Below are 17114 nucleotides of genomic sequence, written 5' to 3' on the forward strand. Positions count from 1 at the left end.
TCCGCCGGCTCGGCCTACCAGGGACCGCCCGGCTCGAGGTCGTGGACGTGCCCGCCGCGGTCGACGACCATGACCGCCAGCGCCCCCGGCCCGACGTGCGCCCCCAGCACGGCGCTGACCGGGGTCACGACGGGCTGCAGCCCGAGCCGGTCGGCCAGCACGTCGGCCACCTCGGCAGCCCGTTCGGGTGCACCGAGGTGGTGCACGGCGACGGCAGGCCGGGTGGCCCGGCGCGCTCGCTCGACGGCGATCGTCACGAGGCGGGACACGGCGGCCCGGCGGGTCCGCACCCGCTGGACCAGCTCCACGTGGCCGTCCCGCACCCCGAGGATCGGCCGGACGCCGAGCGCGGTGCCGAGGGCCGCCGCCGGGGCGGAGAGGCGCCCGCCACGGCGCAGGTGCTCCAGCGAGTCCACCAGGAACACCGCCTCCGCCGAACCGGCGACCTCGCGGGCTCGACGCGCGACGTGCTCGGTGTCGCAGCCGGCCGCAGCACACCGGGCCGCCTCGACGGCCGCGAACCCGAGGGCCATGGCGGCGGTCCGCGAGTCGACGGCACGCACCGGGATCATCGCCCGGTGCCCGGCACGCTCCGCGGCGGCGAAGGTGCCCGACAGCTCACCGGACAGGTGCACGGAGACCACCGAGCGGGCGCCGTCCGCGACGAGCTCCCGGTACGCGTCCGAGAGCTCGGCCGTCGCCGGCTGCGAGGTCGTCAGACGCTCGCCGCCGGCGATGCGGGCGGCGACGTCCTGCGGACTGACGTCCACCCCCTCGCGCAGCGTGCCGTCCTGGGTGACGACGTGCAGCGGGACCACGAGCGGGCCGTGCCCGAGCCCGTCCCAGAGGTCGGCGTGCGCCGCGCCGTCGGGCGCGGGCAGGCAGGCGGTCGAGTCGGTCACGACGCGCACGGCGGCAGTATCAGGCATCGCTGCCGAGTGTAGGCGAGGGGCGCCGCGGCGGACGCGCCGCGACCGCGCACCCCGTCTCCACCGCGCGCGGATCGCGCCCGGTCGCGTTAGCGTGCACGACATGCCCGACGACGCCGAGCCCGCCGCCCACGCCGCGGTCCGGGCCGTCGGAGGCGCCGTCGTACGCCCCGACCGGGCACGCACGACCGTCGGCGAAGCCGATGCTCCGGAGGAAGGAAGGCGCGCAGCAGGGCGTGCCCGACACCACCGTCCGGGCCTCGGCGGCCGGCACCGTCCCTGAGACAGGGGGAGGTCACGTCGTCGGGTGCCGGAGCCACCGGCACCCGACGACGGCGTCCTACGACGTGGGCAGCACGTCGGCGTGCCAGACGCGTTCCATGTAGTCCCGCATCGAGCGGTCCGAGGAGAAGAAACCCGACCGCGCCACGTTGAGCACCGCGGACCGGCTCCACGCGTCCGGGTCGCGGTAGGCCGCCTCGACCCGGTCCTGGACGTCCAGGTACGACTGGAAGTCGGCCAGGACCATGAAACGGTCCTCTCCCAGGAGGTTGGACACCACCGGTTCGAAGGTCGTCCGGTCTCCCCCGGAGAACTCCCCGTGCGCCACGAGGTCGAGCGCCCGGCGCAGCGCCGGGTTGGACTCGTAGTACGACGACGGCCGGTAGCCCGCCTCCTGCATCGCGGCGGCCTCGGGCTCGGTCAGCCCGAACAGGAAGAAGTGGTCGTCGCCCACGAGCTGGCGGATCTCGACGTTGGCGCCGTCGTCCGTCCCCACGGTCAGCGCACCGTTGAGGGCGAACTTCATGTTCCCCGTGCCGGACGCCTCCTTGCCCGCCAGCGAGATCTGCTCGGACAGGTCGGCGGCCGGGATGAGCGTCTCGGCGACCGTGACGTTGTAGTTGGCCGGGAACGCGACCCGCAGCACCTTCGAGACCTCGGGGTGAGCCCCCACCACGGCGCCGACGTGGTTGATCAGCGCGATGATCTCCTTGGCCATGGCGTAGCCGGGCGCCGCCTTCGCACCGAAGACGACGGTGCGCGGCACCAGGTCGTCCGGGTCGACCTCGCCCGAGACGATGCGGTCGTACACGTTGATCACGTGCAGGATCTTGAGCGTCTGCCGCTTGTACTCGTGCAGGCGCTTGACCATCACGTCGAGCATCGTCGACGGGTCGATCTCGATCCCGTCCCGACGTGCCAGGAGATCCACGAGCCGGTCCTTGCCGGCCGCCTTGACCTCCCGGAAGCGCCGGCGGAACTCGGCGTCGTCGGCCAGCGGCTCCAGATCACGCAGCCGGTCGAGGTCGGTCACCCAGCCGTCCCCGATGGCCTCGGTGATCAGCCCGGACAGCCCCGGGTTGGCGAGCCGGACGAACCGGCGCGGGGTGACGCCGTTCGTGACGTTGGTGAACTTCTCGGGCCACAGGTGGGCGAAGTCGGCCAGGACCTTGTCCCGCAGCAGCTGGGAGTGCAGCTCGGCGACACCGTTGACCTTGACGGCGGCGACCGTGGCCAGGTGGGCCATGCGCACGTTCCGGGAGGGCTGCTCGCCGATGATCGACATCCGCCGCACCAGCAGCTCGTCGTCGCCCGACTGCTCCCGGACCCCCGCCAGGAACTCGTCGTTGATCCGGTAGATGATCTCCAGGTGGCGCGGCAGGAGACGTCCGAGCAGGTCGACGGGCCAGACCTCCAGCGCCTCGGGGAGCAGGGTGTGGCACGTGTAGGCGAAGCAGCCCCGGGTGACCTCCCAGGCCTCGTCCCAGTCGAACCCGTTCTCGTCGACGAGGATGCGCATCAGCTCGGGCACCGCGATGACCGGGTGGGTGTCGTTGAGCTGGAAGCAGATGCGCTCCGGCAGCCGGTGCAGGTCGAAGCCCTCCGGGAGCAGCTGGTCGATGAAGTCCCGCAGCGAGCAGGCGACGAAGAAGTACTGCTGCTGCAGCCGCAGCTCCTTGCCCTGGGGCGTGGAGTCCTCCGGGTACAGCACCTTGGAGATGTTCTCCGCGAACGTCCGCGACCGCACCGCCTCGGCGTAGTCGCCGTGGTTGAAGATCTTCAGGTCGAACGCGTGGGTGGCGCGCGAGCTCCACAGCCGCAGGGTGTTGACCTGCCCGTTGCGGTACCCGGGGACCATGTAGTTGTACGGGACGCCGAGCACCTGCCAGCCGGGCACCCAGCGCGTGAGCTCGCGCGCGTCGTCGCCCTCGCCCTCGGTGTACGTCTCGGTGTGGCCGCCGAAGCTGACCGTCACCTCGTGCTCCGGGTGCGCGAACTCCCACGGCGACCCGCCCGACAACCAGTCGTCCGGCTCCTCGACCTGCCGGCCGTCGACGAACGTCTGGCGGAAGATCCCGTACTCGTAGCGGATGCCGTAACCGATCGCCGGGACGGACATCGTCGCCAGGGAGTCGACGAAGCAGGCCGCCAGCCGGCCGAGGCCGCCGTTGCCGAGGCCAGGCTCGACCTCGGCCTCGCGCAGCTCGGCGAGGTCGATGCCCAGCGAGGCGAGGGCCTCCGCGGCGATCTCCTCGAGGTCCGCGGCGACGAGCGCGTTGTCGAGCTGTCGGCCGAGCAGGAACTCGGCGGACAGGTAGGCCACCGCCTTGGGCTGGCGGCGGTAGTGCTCGGTGGTCGTGGTGATCCACCGGGCCATGAGGTAGTGGCGCACGGTGCGCGCCAGGGCGAGGTACTGGTCGTTGACGCTCGCGCGTTCCAGGATGGTGCCCTGGGCGAAGTTCAGCTCGCGCAGGTACTCGCGGACGAAGCCCTCGACGGTGTGCTCCGGCGTGGCGATCAGGGGGGTCGATTCGGTCACGTGCTCGACACTACCCACGGGCGGGGTCCGTGTCGTCGCACGACCCCCGGCCGACTCCGGACCGACACCCGCCCGTATCCCGACCGTCACACGGCCGCCCCGCCGGCCGGCGGCTCAGACCCCGACGAGCGTCACCAGCCGCGACCGCCCCGCGGCGTCCTTGACCGCCTGCAGCACCACGTCGACGTGCGGTTCGAGCGCACTGACCTTGTCCAGCGGAGCGCCGATGACAAGCTGGAAGCCCAGCCCGCGCCACGCACCCACGGCTCGCCCGGCGAACCGGGCGTCGGCCTTGATGAACGCCTCGTCGAGGAACACCGGCGCGTACCGCGGGCGCTCCGCCCCGGCGTCACCGAGCTGGTAGCGCAGCGCCGCCCCGACGATGAACGCCACGAGCTCCTGCGACTCGCCGCCGGACTTGCCCGCGATGTGGTCGTACACGCTCACGTGGTGGCCGTCGAGGTCGACGCACTCGGCGCTGATGCGCACGTGCTCGCGCACGTCCACCAGCCGGCGCCGCTCCGGGGAGTCCGGGCGGATCCGGTCGACGAGCCGCGCCATGCGCTCGTACCGCCGCTGGCGCTCCGCGGCCGTCTGCTCCCCCGGGTCGGCGGCGAGGTCGCGCAGCTGACGGCGGAACGAGGCCACGTCGCGCGCCTCGGTCACCTGGGCGGTGATGCGCAACCGGTGGGCGTCGTCGCGGAACGGGAGCGTGGCCAGGATCGCGTTGACCGGTTCCATGCGCTCGCGGATCTCCGCGACCGACCGGTTCATGACGTTGCCGAGCAGCGTCAGGTCGTGGCCGCTCAGCCGGCCCAGGGTCCGTGACCAGCGCTCGGTGAGCTGGTAGAGGCGCTGGTCCTCGATCTCGTCGAGGATCCGCGCGAAGTCGTCGTAGGACTCCTCGGGGTCCGTGCCCAGGTTGGGGTTGGGCCACGCGTCGCAGAAGCGCTCGAACACGCTGCGCAGCGCGGCCCGCGCGGTGCGACCGGCCTCCAGCGCCTCCTCGCGGTCGCGCACGAGCTCGCGCACCACGGCGGTGGTCGCCTGCTCGAGCGCGGCGAGCGACAACGACTCCGGGTCCGACGGCGCCACGGCGGCCAGCGCGGCGTCCAGGCGTTCGCGCTGCGCGGCCGACGGCGCCACCTCGGCCCGCTCGGCCCGCTCGACGGCATCGGTCACCCGGTCCACGAGGTCGGTGATCGTCGCCCAGTGCTCGCCGAGCTCGCGCACGCGGTTCTCGGCGTCGGCGCGCTCGCGGTAGAGCTCGGTGAGGCGCGAGCGCAGGCGCTGCTCGTCCTCGGCGAGCCCGCGGACCGCGTCGGACCCGTCCCGCAACGCCTCGAGCCGCTCCGTCCGGTCGGCCACGGCCTGCTCGGCGGCGGCGACGTCGACGTCCTCCCAGGAGAGCCGCAGGACCTGGCTGGCTGCCACGAACTCGTCGGTGTGCGCCGCCTGCCGCAACCGGGCCCCCTCCAGGGCCGCACCGGCGTCGCGCAGCGTCGCCCGGGCTTCCTCGACGTCGGCCTCGATGCGGGTGCGCCGACGGGTGTTCGAGAAGCCGAGCACCGAGGCTCGCCCCGCGCCGCCGTGCGCGCCGCGGGACCCGTCGGACATCTGTCCGGTGCGTGTCAGGGCGCGCCGGTGGGCACGCAGCTCGGTGGGGTCGTCCACGCAGACGTAGGCGAACTGCTCGGCCAGGCGCCGGGCGAGCCAGCCGCCGAACGGGCCGGCCTTGACCTCGAGCCGGCCCGGCAGCGTCGAGGGGTCGGCGTCGTCGTCGAGCGGCAGGCCGGTCGGCACCCCCTCGAAACGGACGCGCCGGCGCAGCGGCACCCCGTCGATCGCGGCCCGGAAGTCCGCCAGCCGCTCGGCGTCGACGAGCAGGGTGGTGGCGAACCCGCCGAGCGCGACCGAGACGGCGTCGCGCCACGGCTCGTACTCGCCGCGCACCTCGAGCAGCTCGCCGACGAACGGCAGCTCGTCCGCGTCGAGACCCGCCGCCTCGGCCAGCGCCAGCCGCGCCGCGTGCTCCTCCGCCGGGACGTTGCCGCGCCGTCCGGACAGCGACGCCCGCTCCTGCTCGAGCCGTGCGAGCCGCTTCTCGGCGTCGGCGACCGCCTGCCGCGCGGCGAAGACCTCCTCCTCGTGCTCGCCGGCGCGGCGCGTGCGCTCCTCCACCAGGTCGCGAGCGCGCCGCAGCACCCGGTCGAAGTCCCGCCGCGACGCGACCTGCTCCTGCAGGACCGCGAGGTGCGTCTCGAGGCCCGCGCGCGCCGTGCGGGTGTCCTCCAGGGCCTCCGTCCGACGGCGGATCTCCCGTTCCGTGGACTCGATCGCGTCGCCGCCCTGGCTGCGCAGGGACGCGCGCACCTCCTCGAGGTCGGCCTCGGCCGACGCGATCCGCGCGGCGGCGGCGGCGCGACGCTCCTCCGCGGCGCGGTGCGCCACCCGGTTCGCCTCCTCCTCCGCCCGGACCAGCGCCAGCCGACGGCCGTCACGCCACGCACCGAACGCCGTGGAACCCGCGGTCTCGCCCCGTCCGCCGCCGTCGGGCACCCCGAGGGTGTCCAGCAGCGCGACCGAGCGCCGGGCCGCCTCGACCTGCTCGCGCAGGGTCCGCATCGGGCGCAGCACCTCGACCTGCCGGGTCGCGGTCAGCATCTCGGTGCGCACGGCGCTGAGCTCGTCGAAGTGCTCGACGGCGCGGTCGGCGACCTCCAGCGTCTCGGGCTCGGTGAGCACCATCGCCTTGTACAGCGCGTCGACGGTGGTGATCGCCTGGCCCGCCTGGATGCGGCCCAGCAGCTGCATCGCCTTGTGCCCGTCGCCCGCGGCACCGATGCCGAGCGCCGCGTGCAGGCGCGTGGCGAACGCGACGTCCGTGTCGTACAGCGCGAGCCCCGCCTCCGTCAGCCCCGGGCGGGCGAACCGTCCCGCCGCCAGCGGTTCCAGGTCACGCAGGTCGAAGTCGCCGTCGGCCGTGGCGCGCACGACGACGCACTCCTCGTTGCGCGTCGCGCCGCGCGGCACGTACCAGGCACGCAGCGCCGTCAGGCCGCCGCCGGACTGGTCGGACCACGACATCGCGATCGCCGTCCACGTGTCCGCGCCGTCGCCGCGCAGCACCTGCTCGCGACTGGTGGTGCCGTCCGCGCGGGACTCGTCGAGCTTGCCGCGCGCGTACGACAGCACGTTGCGCTGCTCGCGACCGCGTGCCCGGCCCGCCGCGGCACCGTTCGACGCCCCGTTGAACGGTGTGGTGTGGCTCATCATCAACGCGATGTACGCGTCCAGCAAGGTCGACTTGCCGGACCCTGACGCTCCCGACAGCAGGGTGGCCGCCGCCGAGAAGCGCACCTCGTGATGACCGTGGTAGCCGCCCCAGTTCACCAGCTGCATCGAGCGGGCCGTCCACTGCCGCCCGTCGGACGCGGCGGGGATCAGCCCGAACAGCGAGTCGTTCATCCTGGTCGCGGCCGGTGTGGTCACGCTCATGCGTCCGTCTCCTCGGGGCTCGCGGCGGTGTCGTCGTCCGGCAGCGCGTGCGGCGCGGGGTGCTCGGCAGGTGCGGCGGAGTCCCCCCGCAGCCAGTGGGTCAGCTCGCGCAGCCGGTCCACCGGCAGGAGGATCTCCACGACCGGCAGGATCCGGTACCGACCGGTGGCGACCTCGTCCAGCACGCGTTCGCGTGCCAGGGCGGCGACCGCGTTGTCGATCTCCCGACGGCGGGCGGCCAGGTTGGTCTCGTCGTGCGCCAGGAAGCCGAGCGCGTAGTCGGCCATCTCCTCGGTGTCGACGTAGGCGGCGGCCTGACCGGCGCCCTGCTCCTGACGGAACCGGTTGCGCACGAACAGCATGAGCAGCGTCTCGACGCGCTTGTACGGCTCGTCCTTCAGCAGCACCGGGACGGACAGCCCGTCAGGACGGACCTGCCGCTTGAAGGCGATCTCGTAGTCGCGGTCCACGATCAGCTCGACGAACAGGTCGTGCAGGCGCGAGGAGATCACCTGCTGGTGGGTCAGCAACGACGTCCACTCGGCGGGGTGGTCGGCCGCGGCGAGGTAGCGGCGCTGCAGGAGCAGCGCCAGCACGCGGCGCGCCTCGAAGGGCAGCACGCCGGTGTCGCCGGGGAACAGCCCGGGCTCGTCGTCCTCCAGCGCCGGAGCCTCCACGAAGGTGCCGGCGGGACCAACAGGTTCGCCGGCCTCGCCCGGGCCGGCCGGGGCTGCCGTCGTCCGGTCCTCGACCGTGTCCAGCTCAGTCATCCGTCCTCCTGATCGGGGTGCGGGGCAGCACGAAGTCGCGGACCGTCCCGTCGGCGCGCGTCGCGGTGACCCGCTCCAGGCCTGTCGCGGGGACGTCGCCGGACGTGCCGCCGTCGGCATCGCTGACGGCCACGTCGAGGTAGCCGAGCAGCTCGACCGGGCGGCGCAGGAACGCGGGCCCGGCGGCGAACGCGCGACCGATGCTCGTCGGTCCGGCCAGCGTGCCCAGGTGGGCCAGGATCTCGGCGTGCTGCGGGCCGCCCATCGCCCGCAGGTCCGCGATCTCGTCGCCCGGGGAGTGGTCGTGGGTCCACTCCTCCAGGTCGTCCGGCGGCGTCTCCGGACGCAGGTCGTGCAGCGCGGTGCGCAGGCGTCCGGGCCGGGCGCGCTCGAACCACCGCAACGGTTCCACGCGCGCCGCGCGGCCGGAGGCGGGGAACCACTCGGCCATGGCGGCGGTCGCCTCGCGCAGCGCGTCGTCGAGCTCGCGGTCGCGCAACGGGTTGTGGTGGCGGATCTGCGCGGTGACCGTGCGCGAGGCGCGTGCCTGCGCGGCGAGGACCACCTCGATCGCCCCGACGAGCTGGGCCCGCAGGGTCTGCAGCACCGCACGGTGGTCCGCCGGCAGCTCCGCGGCGAACGGGTGCTCGAGGATCGAGCGGACCCGCTGCTCGAGACCGTCAAGCAGGTCCGGGTCGCCGAGGAGCTCCATCGCCCCGGCGAAGGCCCGGCCCTCCGGCGTCCGCTCCAGGAGGTTCTCCGAGGCGTCGAGGTAGTCGGCGACCACCACGCCGGTGGTGCGCTCGTCCTGGCGCAGCCGGGTCACCATGTCGCGCTGCAGGGCCGAGATCGACTCGGCGACGCGGGCGAAGTCGGTCGGCAGCTCGCGCACCAGGGACAGCACGTGGTCGTACTGCTCGGTGAGCCGCGCGGGCTCGACCGACTCCACCTCTCCCCCGGCCTCGAGCCGCCCGAGCTCGGCCTGCGCCTCGTCGATGCGCGAGCGCAGCTCCTGCATCCGCGACTCCCGGTCCGGGTGGGCGTCCCGCGCCAGGTCCTCGACCGTCACGAGGAGGGTACGGATCCGGGACTCGCTCACCAGGCCGCGGGTGCCCTGGGTCCGGGAGACGACGTCGAGCGCCTCGGCCGCGTAGCTGGACAGCCGGTACCGCTCGGCACCGGCGTCGTCGAGCGACCGCACCAGCCAGCGTTCACGCACCCAGCGCGTGCACAGCACGCGGGCGGGCTCGTCGGGCACGCCCGGCACGCGCCCTGCGGACGCCGCGCCCGCGGGCACGGCCGTCCGGAGCTCGCCGAGCAGGTCGTCGAGCTCCACGTGCAGCTGCTCGGTGGCGACCGTGGGACGGTCCGGGGTGAACACGCACCGCAGGACCGCCACCACCAACGGCGCCTCCGCCTTGTGCAGCAGGCCGAGCGTCGGCGCGGCGAAGGCGCGCTCGACCCCGGCGAGCGCCGTCGCCAGCCGTGCGCTCGTCGCGCCACGACGACCCGGTGCGTCAGCAGCACCACGATCGTCCGAGCCTGCGGCTCCGCGACGGCCGAGTGCCTCGCTGCGCTCGGCCCTCACCCTCCGCTGCGCCTCCGGCTCAGACGACAATGTTCACGAGCTTCGGCGCCCGCACGATCACCTTGCGGATCTCGGCGCCGTCGATCGCGCGCTGCACGTTGGGCTCGTCCAGCGCGGCAGCCTGCAGGTCCGCCTCGGAGATGTCCGGCGCCACCTCGAGGCGGCCCCGCACCTTGCCCTTGACCTGCACGACACAGGTCACGGTCTCCGCCACCAGGTACTGCTCGTCCGCGACGGGGAACGGCTCGCGGGCCAGGGACTCGTCGTGGCCGAGCCGCTCCCACAGCTCCTCGGCGATGTGCGGCGCGATCGGCGCCACCATCTGCACGAGCGGCTCGACGGCGCTGCGCGGGACCGACTCCAGGCCCGTGAGGTGGTTGTTGTAGGTGATGAGCTTGGCGATCGCCGTGTTGGGTCGCATCTGCTCCATCTCGACGCGGACGTCGGCGATGGTGCGGTGCAGGGCGCGGAGGGTGGCGGCGTCCGGCTCGGCGTCGGTCACCACCGGGCGTCCCGTGTCCTCGTCGACCACGTTGCGCCACAGCCGCTGCAGGAACCGCTGCGAACCGACCACGTCACGGGTGTTCCACGGGCGCGAGAGGTCCAGCGGGCCCATCGCCATCTCGTAGACGCGGAACGTGTCCGCGCCGTACTCGGCGTACATGTCGTCCGGCGTGACGACGTTCTTCAGCGACTTGCCCATCTTGCCGTACTCGCGCTCGACGGGTGCGCCGTCGTACGTCCAGCCCGTCTGCTCGTCGCCGGCGACCTCGGCAGCGGGCACGTAGGTGCCCCGCTCGTCGGTGAAGGCGTACGCCTGGATGTATCCCTGGTTGAACAGCTTGCCGAAGGGCTCGCGGGAGCTGACGTGGCCCAGGTCGTAGAGCACCTTGTGCCAGAACCGGGCGTACAGCAGGTGCAGCACGGCGTGCTCGACGCCCCCGACGTAGAGGTCGACGCCGCCGGCCGGGCCGGAGGTGTCGTTGTGGTGCGGGCCCATCCAGTACCGCTCCAGCTCCGGGTCGACCACGGGGAGGGTGCCGGACGCGTCACCGGCGCCGTCGGAGCCCCAGGTGGGGTCGAGGTAGCGCAGGTAGTACCAGCACGACCCGGCCCAGTTGGGCATCGTGTTGGTGTCGCGGCGGTACCTCTGGGGACCGTCGCCCAGGTCCAGGGTGACGTCGACCCAGTCCTCGTTACGGCCCAGGGGCGCCTCCGGCTCGGAGTCGGCGTCGTCGGGGTCGAACGTGCGCGGGGAGTAGTCCGGTACCTCGGGCAGGTCGACCGGCAGCTGGTCGCCCGGGACGGCGACGGGGCGTCCGTCGGCGTCCCACAGGATGGGGAACGGCTCGCCCCAGTAGCGCTGGCGGCTGAACAGCCAGTCGTTGAGCCGGTACGTGGTGGTGCCCTCGCCGGCACCCTTCTCCTGGAGCCAGCCGATGATCTTCGCCTTGGCGTCCGCGACGCCGAGCCCGTCCAGCGAGACCTCGTCGTTGGACGAGTTCACGGTCACGCCGTCGCCGGTCCACGCGCCCACGTGGCCCTCCGGCAGCCCGTCGGCGGGCTCGACGGTGTGCACGACGGGCAGCTCGAAGGCCTCGGCGAACGCGAAGTCGCGCTCGTCCCCGCCCGGCACGGCCATGATCGCGCCGGTGCCGTAGCCCATCAGGACGTAGTCCGCGGTGAACACCGGCACCGTGGCGCCGTTGACGGGGTTGACCGCCAGGTGACCCGTGAACACACCGGTCTTCTTCCCGGCGTCGGCCTGCCGCTCCACCGCGGTCTTGGCCGCGGCCTCCTGGCGGTAGGCGGCGACGGCGTCGACCGGGGTGGCGTGCCCGCCCGTCCACGCGTCGCGGGTCCCGTCGGGCCACGAGGCCGGCACCTCGTCCAGCAGGGGGTGCTCCGGGGAGACCACCATGAACGTCGCGCCGAACAGCGTGTCGGGACGCGTGGTGAAGACCTCGATCTCTCCGCCGGCGCCCGCGGGGTCGACCGCGGCGTCGCCGGAGCCGACCACGTGGAAGCGCACGGTGGCGCCGGTGGAACGACCGATCCAGTTGCGCTGCATCGCCTTGACCTTGTCCGGCCAGTCGATGAGGTCCAGGTCGTCCGTCAGTCGGTCGGCGTAGGCGGTGATGCGCATCTTCCACTGGCGCAGGTTCTTGGTGAAGACCGGCATGTTGCCACGCTCGGAGCGCCCGTCGGAGGTGACCTCCTCGTTGGCCAGGACGGTGCCCAGGCCGGGGGCCCAGTTGACCGGCGAGGAGTCGACGTAGGCCAGTCGCTGGGAGTCCAGCACGTCGCGCCGCTCGCCCTCGCTCAGCGCGGCCCAGACCGCACCGCCGGTGTTGTCGCCGCCGTGCTTCTCGCCCCAAGGGCCGGGCACCTGGCGCACACCGGCGGCCAGCTCGTCGCGCAGCTCGCCGATGCGCCGGGCCCTGCCGCGTTGGGTCGTCGGGCTGCCGCCGGCCGGCTCCCCGGCCGGCTCGGCGTCGGCGTCGTACCAGGAGTCGAAGATCTCCAGGAAGATCCACTGCGTCCAGCGCACGTAGTCGGAGTCGATGGTGGCGAAGGAGCGCCGCGGGTCGTGGGCCAGCCCCATACGCCGCAGCTGGCGCTTGTAGACCGTCATGTTGCGCTCGGTGACGCCGCGGGGGTGCTCGCCCGTCTGGACGGCGTACTGCTCGGCGGGCAGGCCGAACGCGTCGAACCCCATGGCGTGCAGCACGTTGTCGCCGCACATCATGCGGAACCGCCCCACCACGTCGGTAGCGATGAAGCCGAGCGGGTGCCCCACGTGCAGGCCGGCGCCCGAGGGGTACGGGAACATGTCCATGATGAAGAACGGCTTGCCGTCCCCCGCGTGCTCGCCGTCGCCGCCCGTGAGTCCGCCCGTGGGGTTCGCGGCGTAGAACGTGCCGCGCTCGTCCCAGCGGTCCTGCCAGCGCTCCTCGATCTCCTGCGCGAGGGCGGGGGTGTACCGGTGGGCGGGCTCGGAGGGGCGGTGCTGCGTCTCGGTCTCTGGCGTGCTCACGCCGGCGAGTCTACCGGCCGGTCACCGGACGACCGGCCGGATTTCCGCGGCTCAGAACGAGGCGACGAGTGCCGGTCCGACGCTGAGGAGCAGCCAGGCGACGGCCACGACGTAGCCGATGGCGAGGATGACCCAACGGTTGCCCACGACGGCGCGCCGCAGACCCTCGCTGGCCGGGAGATGACCCGTCTGGACGGCACGCACGACCTGCACCCACAGCAGCGGCCACATGATGGTCCACACGACCATGCAGGCGGGGCACAGCGCGACGAGCACGTAGAAGCTGGTCCACATCAGGAAGAAGATCAGCACCTGGCCCAGCACCGTGCCGGCCAGGAGGCTCAGCATGTACCAGCGCGGCAGGCGCGCGCCGACGAGCAGCACGACGCCGGTGGTGATCACCACGGGGAAGGCGGCCACCCCGATGAACGGGTTGGGGAAGCCCAGGACCGCTCCCTGCCACGAGCCCATCGCGACGCCGCAGTCGAGGAACACGTTGATGCTGCACGACGTGACCCGGTCCGGGTCCTGCAGCTTGAGGATCTTCTCGATCGCCAGCCACAACGAGCCGCCGAACCCTACCCCGCCGAGGACGACCAGCAGCGAGCCGAAGGCCCGGGTGGACAAGGTGCGCAGGCCGGCTGTGGTCTCCGCGATGTCGAGGTCGTCAGGGCTCCCGTGGGAGCCGTCGGTGCTCACCGTCGTGTCGGTCACGCGGGTGACGGTACCGCACGGTCCTGGGACGGCGCTGGGAAGGCGCGGTCAGGCGACCGCGCCCACCGGACCAGCGTTCCGGGACCGCCGCGCCCCGCGCGGCCTGGCCGAGACGAGTACGATCGCCAGGCCCACGAGCGTCAGCGCCAGGCCCGTCCAGGCGGGGGCGACGTACCCGTAGCCGGCGGCGATGACCAGGCCGCCGAAGAACGCACCGCCCGCGTTGGCCAGGTTGAGAGCCGAGTGGCACAGCGCGGCGCCGAGGGACTCCGCCCGCGGCGAGAGGTCCATGAGGCGCGTCTGCATGGCCAGCCCCAGGACCTGGGAGGTGACGCCCAGCAGGAAGAGCCCGGCCAGGGCACCGGCCACCGACCCGGCCGTCAGCGCGAACAGCACGAGGGAGGCCGCGGTGGTGAGGAACCCGCCGACGACGGTACCGAGCACCGAGCGGTCGGCGAGCCGCCCGCCCACGAGCGTCCCGACCGTCATCCCGACGCCCATCACCGCCAGCACCCACGGCACGGCACCCTCGCTCATGCCCGTCACCTGCGTGATGGTCGGGGCGACGTAGGTGTAGACGGCGAACAACCCGCCGAAGCCGATGGCACCGGCCACGAACGCCACCCACATCGGCCCGTTCGCCAGGGCCCCGAGCTCGTTCCGCACGCTCGACTCCACCGGACCGCGCTCGGGGACGAACCGCCAGAGACCGAGCAGCGCGGCACCCCCGAGGACACCGATGAGCACGAACGCCAGGCGCCAGCCGAAGGCCTGGCCGACGGCGGTGGACAGCGGCACGCCGACCACGTTGGCGACGGTGAGCCCGGTCATCATCACGGCCACGGCGTGGCCGCGCCGACCCGGCCCGGCCACGGAGGCGCCCACCGCGGCCCCGACGCCGAAGAAGGCTCCGTGCGGCAGGCCGGCGAGGAACCGACCGGCCACCAGCCACTCGATGCTCGGCGCGGCGGCCGAGAGCACGTTGGCCACGGTGTAGGCCCCCATGAGCCACAGCAGCAGCCGACGGCGGGGCATCCGCGCGGCGGCGACGGTCAGCAGGGGGGCGCCCACGACGACGCCGACGGCGTAGGCCGTCACGGCGTGCCCGGCCACCGGGTCGCTGACGCCGAGGTCCGCGCCGAACTGCGGGAGCATGCCCATGGTCGCGAACTCGGTGGTGCCGATCGTGAAGCCGCCGAGCGCCAGGGCGAAGAGGGCCCAGGACGCCGGGGTGAGTCGCGGGGCAGGACGGGAGGGAGCCAGGGTCACGGGGGTCCTCTTGCTTCAGGATCGAAACGATTCGACGGCGCGTCGCGAAGATCGCGAGCACGCCGTCGGGGATGCGCCCAGCCTACGCGGGGACGACCCGGATGCGCGAGGCCGCCAGGTGGCCGAGGTCCACGGACACCGGACCCTCCGCCCCCGCCCACGCGACCGACAGGGTGCCGGCGTAGTCCCGGCGACGCACGACGGTGACCTCGACGTCCAGCTCCAGTCCGAGCCCCGCGAGGTACCGCAGCGCCTCCGGGTCGGCGTCGGAGATCCGCGCGACGACGCCACGCTGCCCCGCGGCGAGGTCGCCGAGCAGGACCGCGTCGGGCCGCACGACGCGACCGTCCGCCGTCGGGATCGGGTCACCGTGCGGGTCGCGGACCGGGTGGCCCAGCCGCGCGTCGATCCGGGCCACCAGGCGGTCGGAGACGGCGTGCTCCAGGACCTCGGCCTCGTCGTGCACCTCGTCCCAGGTGTAGCCGAGCTCGCGCACCAACCAGGTCTCGATCAGCCGGTGCCGGCGGACCATCGTCAGCGCATGCCGGCGCCCGAGGTCGGTCAGCCAGACCCCGCCGTAGGGCTCGTGCCCGAGCAGCCCCTGCGCCGTCAGCCGCCGCACCGTCTCGGAGACCGTCGAGGGGCCCACCCCGAGCCGGTCGGCGAGGAGGCCCGTGGTGACCTTCTCGTCGCTCCACTCCTGGGCGGACCAGATGGTCTTGAGGTAGTCCTGCGCCACGGGAGTGAGGTCCGCCGGCTGCGAGGTGTCGGTGTCGGTCACGCCAGAGAGCCTACGCGGGCCGCGAGCTCGCCAGCGGGCTCAGGGCGCGAGGGGGCCGTCGACCGCCGGGGACTCCGAGGGGGAGATCGTCTCGGCCGGCTCGTCCGGGCCGGGCGGCGAGACGAGCGGCGCCGGGTCGTCCAGCTCCCCCACCGGGGGCACGACGGCGGGCATCGGCACGCGGTCGTAGACCGTCGCCTCGCCGGCCGGCGTCACCTCGATCAGCTGGGTGTCCAGCCACTCACGGGCCTCCGGGTCGAACCGCAGCAACGTCATCTCGGCGGTGCCGCGGAGCGGGCCCACGGTGGGCTGCCCCGAGGCGGCACCGGCGGTGCTCGCCGAGACGTACCGGAGACCGCGTCCCACCTGCAGCGGACCGGAGCGCTGGTGCGTGTGGCCGGAGACCTGCAACGGCACGCACCCCGACTCCAGGGCAGGCAGCCCCACCACGGGGGTGTGGATCAGCAGCAGGTCGACGTCGTCCTCGCAGGCCGTGGCGGCGAGGGCCGCCGCCTGCTCCTCCGGGGTCTGCTCACGGGCCGCCTGCGTCCCCTCGCCGATGCGCGTCTCGAGCGAGTCCCGGTCACCGAGGATGCGCACGCCGGCCACCTCGACGACCTCGCCGTCCAGGATGACCTGGCCGTGCGCGGCCTCCTGCTCGGACGTCAGGACGGAGTCGTGGTTGCCGTCGGCGACGACCATCTCGGCGCCGTCGGGCACCGCGGCGGCGAACGCGTCCACGCAGACCTTCTCGACGGCGGTGCCGTTCATCGTGGTGTCGCCGGCGTTGAGCACCACCTCGGCACCCGACCGCTCGGCGACCTCCTCGATCACCGTCGACATGCCGGTGTTGCAGTGCAGGTCGGACACGACGAGCAACGACACGACGCCCTCGTCGTCGGGCGGCTGCTCCGCGAGCGCCGTCCGGACGGCCTGCCGGATCTCCCAGGCGTTCCAGGCGCTGCCCACCTCGTCGCGCGCCGCCTCGTAGAACGCCTCGTTCTGGTCGTACAGCTCGACCAGCTGCCCGCCGTAGGTGTCGATGACGCCGGCGAGCCGCCCGGTGATGCGGGCGCCCTCCAGCGCCGTGCCGTCGAACACGGCCGAGGCCGGCCGACCCGGACGGGGCACGCCGACGTCGGAGGAGACGAGCGACGTACCGACGAACGTGACCACCAGGACGCCCGCGGTGAGCTGCCACGTCCGCGGGGCGAGGACACGTCCGAGCTCACGCCGTCGGTCCGCGCCGAGCAGCGCCCGCACGCCCCAGCCGGACAGGACGAGCAGCGCGAGCGCGAGCAGCGTGCGACGCGCCGCGTCGGTGAGCAGCGCCGCCGTCGCCGCGTCGATCGTCACCTGCGGGCTGTCGTAGAACTGCAGATAGCTGTCGAGGTCGCCCACGAGCCGGTCCAGGGTCGACGACGCGCCGACGGCGGAGAGGTCCGCGGGGATCTCCTTGACCGTGATGTCGGCGCCGAGCCCGAGCGGCAGGGGCGAGTCGATCTCGAGCGTGCCGAGCGGCCCGAGGTCCACGACGACGAGCCCGTCGGTGTCCACCGCGTACTCCGCCTCGTGGGGGCCGAGGCTGAGCGTCGCGCTCGCGGTCGTCACCCCGAGGCCGACGCACAGGGCGACGGCGGCGACGGCGACGAGCGTCCAGCGCAGCCAGCGGGGTGGCGTGGGTCTGTCGTGCATGGTGGACCCACG

General features: G+C 73.5%; 10 protein-coding genes. All 10 read right to left on the bottom strand.

From position 1 onward, the window contains the following. Positions 1–14: 14 nt before the first annotated feature. Positions 15–929, bottom strand: coding sequence for a DegV family protein (locus BCL65_RS12270; RefSeq protein WP_106268437.1), 915 nt, complete (start codon positions 927–929; stop codon positions 15–17). 340 nt (positions 930–1269) lie between these two features. After that, entirely contained in the window at positions 1270–3750 is a 2481-nt protein-coding gene (locus BCL65_RS12280; protein ID WP_106268441.1) for a glycogen/starch/alpha-glucan phosphorylase, read from the bottom strand. A 114-nt stretch (positions 3751–3864) separates the two neighbouring features. Beyond that, on the bottom strand, positions 3865–7248 hold the full coding sequence (locus BCL65_RS12285; RefSeq protein WP_106268443.1) for an ATP-binding protein: 3384 nt from the start codon (positions 7246–7248) through the stop codon (positions 3865–3867). Then, entirely contained in the window at positions 7245–8018 is a 774-nt protein-coding gene (locus BCL65_RS12290) for a DUF4194 domain-containing protein (protein WP_106268445.1), read from the bottom strand. The genes BCL65_RS12285 and BCL65_RS12290 overlap by 4 nt, the downstream gene beginning before the upstream one ends. Further along, entirely contained in the window at positions 8011–9606 is a 1596-nt protein-coding gene (locus BCL65_RS12295; RefSeq protein ID WP_165800014.1) for a DUF3375 domain-containing protein, read from the bottom strand. The genes BCL65_RS12290 and BCL65_RS12295 overlap by 8 nt, the downstream gene beginning before the upstream one ends. Before the next feature lie 19 nt (positions 9607–9625). Continuing rightward, positions 9626–12643, bottom strand: a complete 3018-nt coding sequence (gene leuS, locus BCL65_RS12300) for a leucine--tRNA ligase (protein ID WP_106268449.1) — start codon at positions 12641–12643, stop codon at positions 9626–9628. A gap of 51 nt (positions 12644–12694) precedes the next feature. After that, positions 12695–13357 carry a vitamin K epoxide reductase family protein gene (locus tag BCL65_RS12305; RefSeq protein ID WP_106268451.1) on the bottom strand — a complete coding sequence of 221 codons (663 nt, stop codon included), beginning with the start codon at positions 13355–13357 and terminating at the stop codon, positions 12695–12697. Between the two features lie 48 nt (positions 13358–13405). Further along, on the bottom strand, positions 13406–14626 hold the full coding sequence (locus BCL65_RS12310) for an MFS transporter (protein WP_106268453.1): 1221 nt from the start codon (positions 14624–14626) through the stop codon (positions 13406–13408). 82 nt (positions 14627–14708) lie between these two features. Continuing rightward, positions 14709–15407: a metal-dependent transcriptional regulator gene (locus tag BCL65_RS12315; protein WP_106268454.1), complete on the bottom strand. Its 699-nt coding sequence runs from the start codon at positions 15405–15407 to the stop codon at positions 14709–14711. Positions 15408–15446: 39 nt separating this feature from the next. After that, positions 15447–17102 (bottom strand): metallophosphoesterase family protein, encoded by a 1656-nt coding sequence (locus BCL65_RS12320; RefSeq protein WP_106268456.1) that lies wholly within the window; start codon positions 17100–17102, stop codon positions 15447–15449. Positions 17103–17114: the final 12 nt, after the last annotated feature.

It is taken from the genome of Isoptericola halotolerans (genome assembly GCF_003003075.1).
In the GTDB taxonomy this organism is placed as follows: domain Bacteria; phylum Actinomycetota; class Actinomycetes; order Actinomycetales; family Cellulomonadaceae; genus Isoptericola; species Isoptericola halotolerans_A.

Bases quoted from the DNA above. Each gene is read 5' to 3' on its own strand.
- BCL65_RS12285 (WP_106268443.1), bottom strand. From the start codon at position 7,248: ATGAGCGTGACCACACCGGCCGCGACCAGGATGAACGACTCGCTGTTC.
- BCL65_RS12270 (WP_106268437.1), bottom strand. From the start codon at position 929: ATGCCTGATACTGCCGCCGTGCGCGTCGTGACCGACTCGACCGCCTGC.
- BCL65_RS12290 (WP_106268445.1), bottom strand. From the start codon at position 8,018: ATGACTGAGCTGGACACGGTCGAGGACCGGACGACGGCAGCCCCGGCC.
- BCL65_RS12320 (WP_106268456.1), bottom strand. From the start codon at position 17,102: ATGCACGACAGACCCACGCCACCCCGCTGGCTGCGCTGGACGCTCGTC.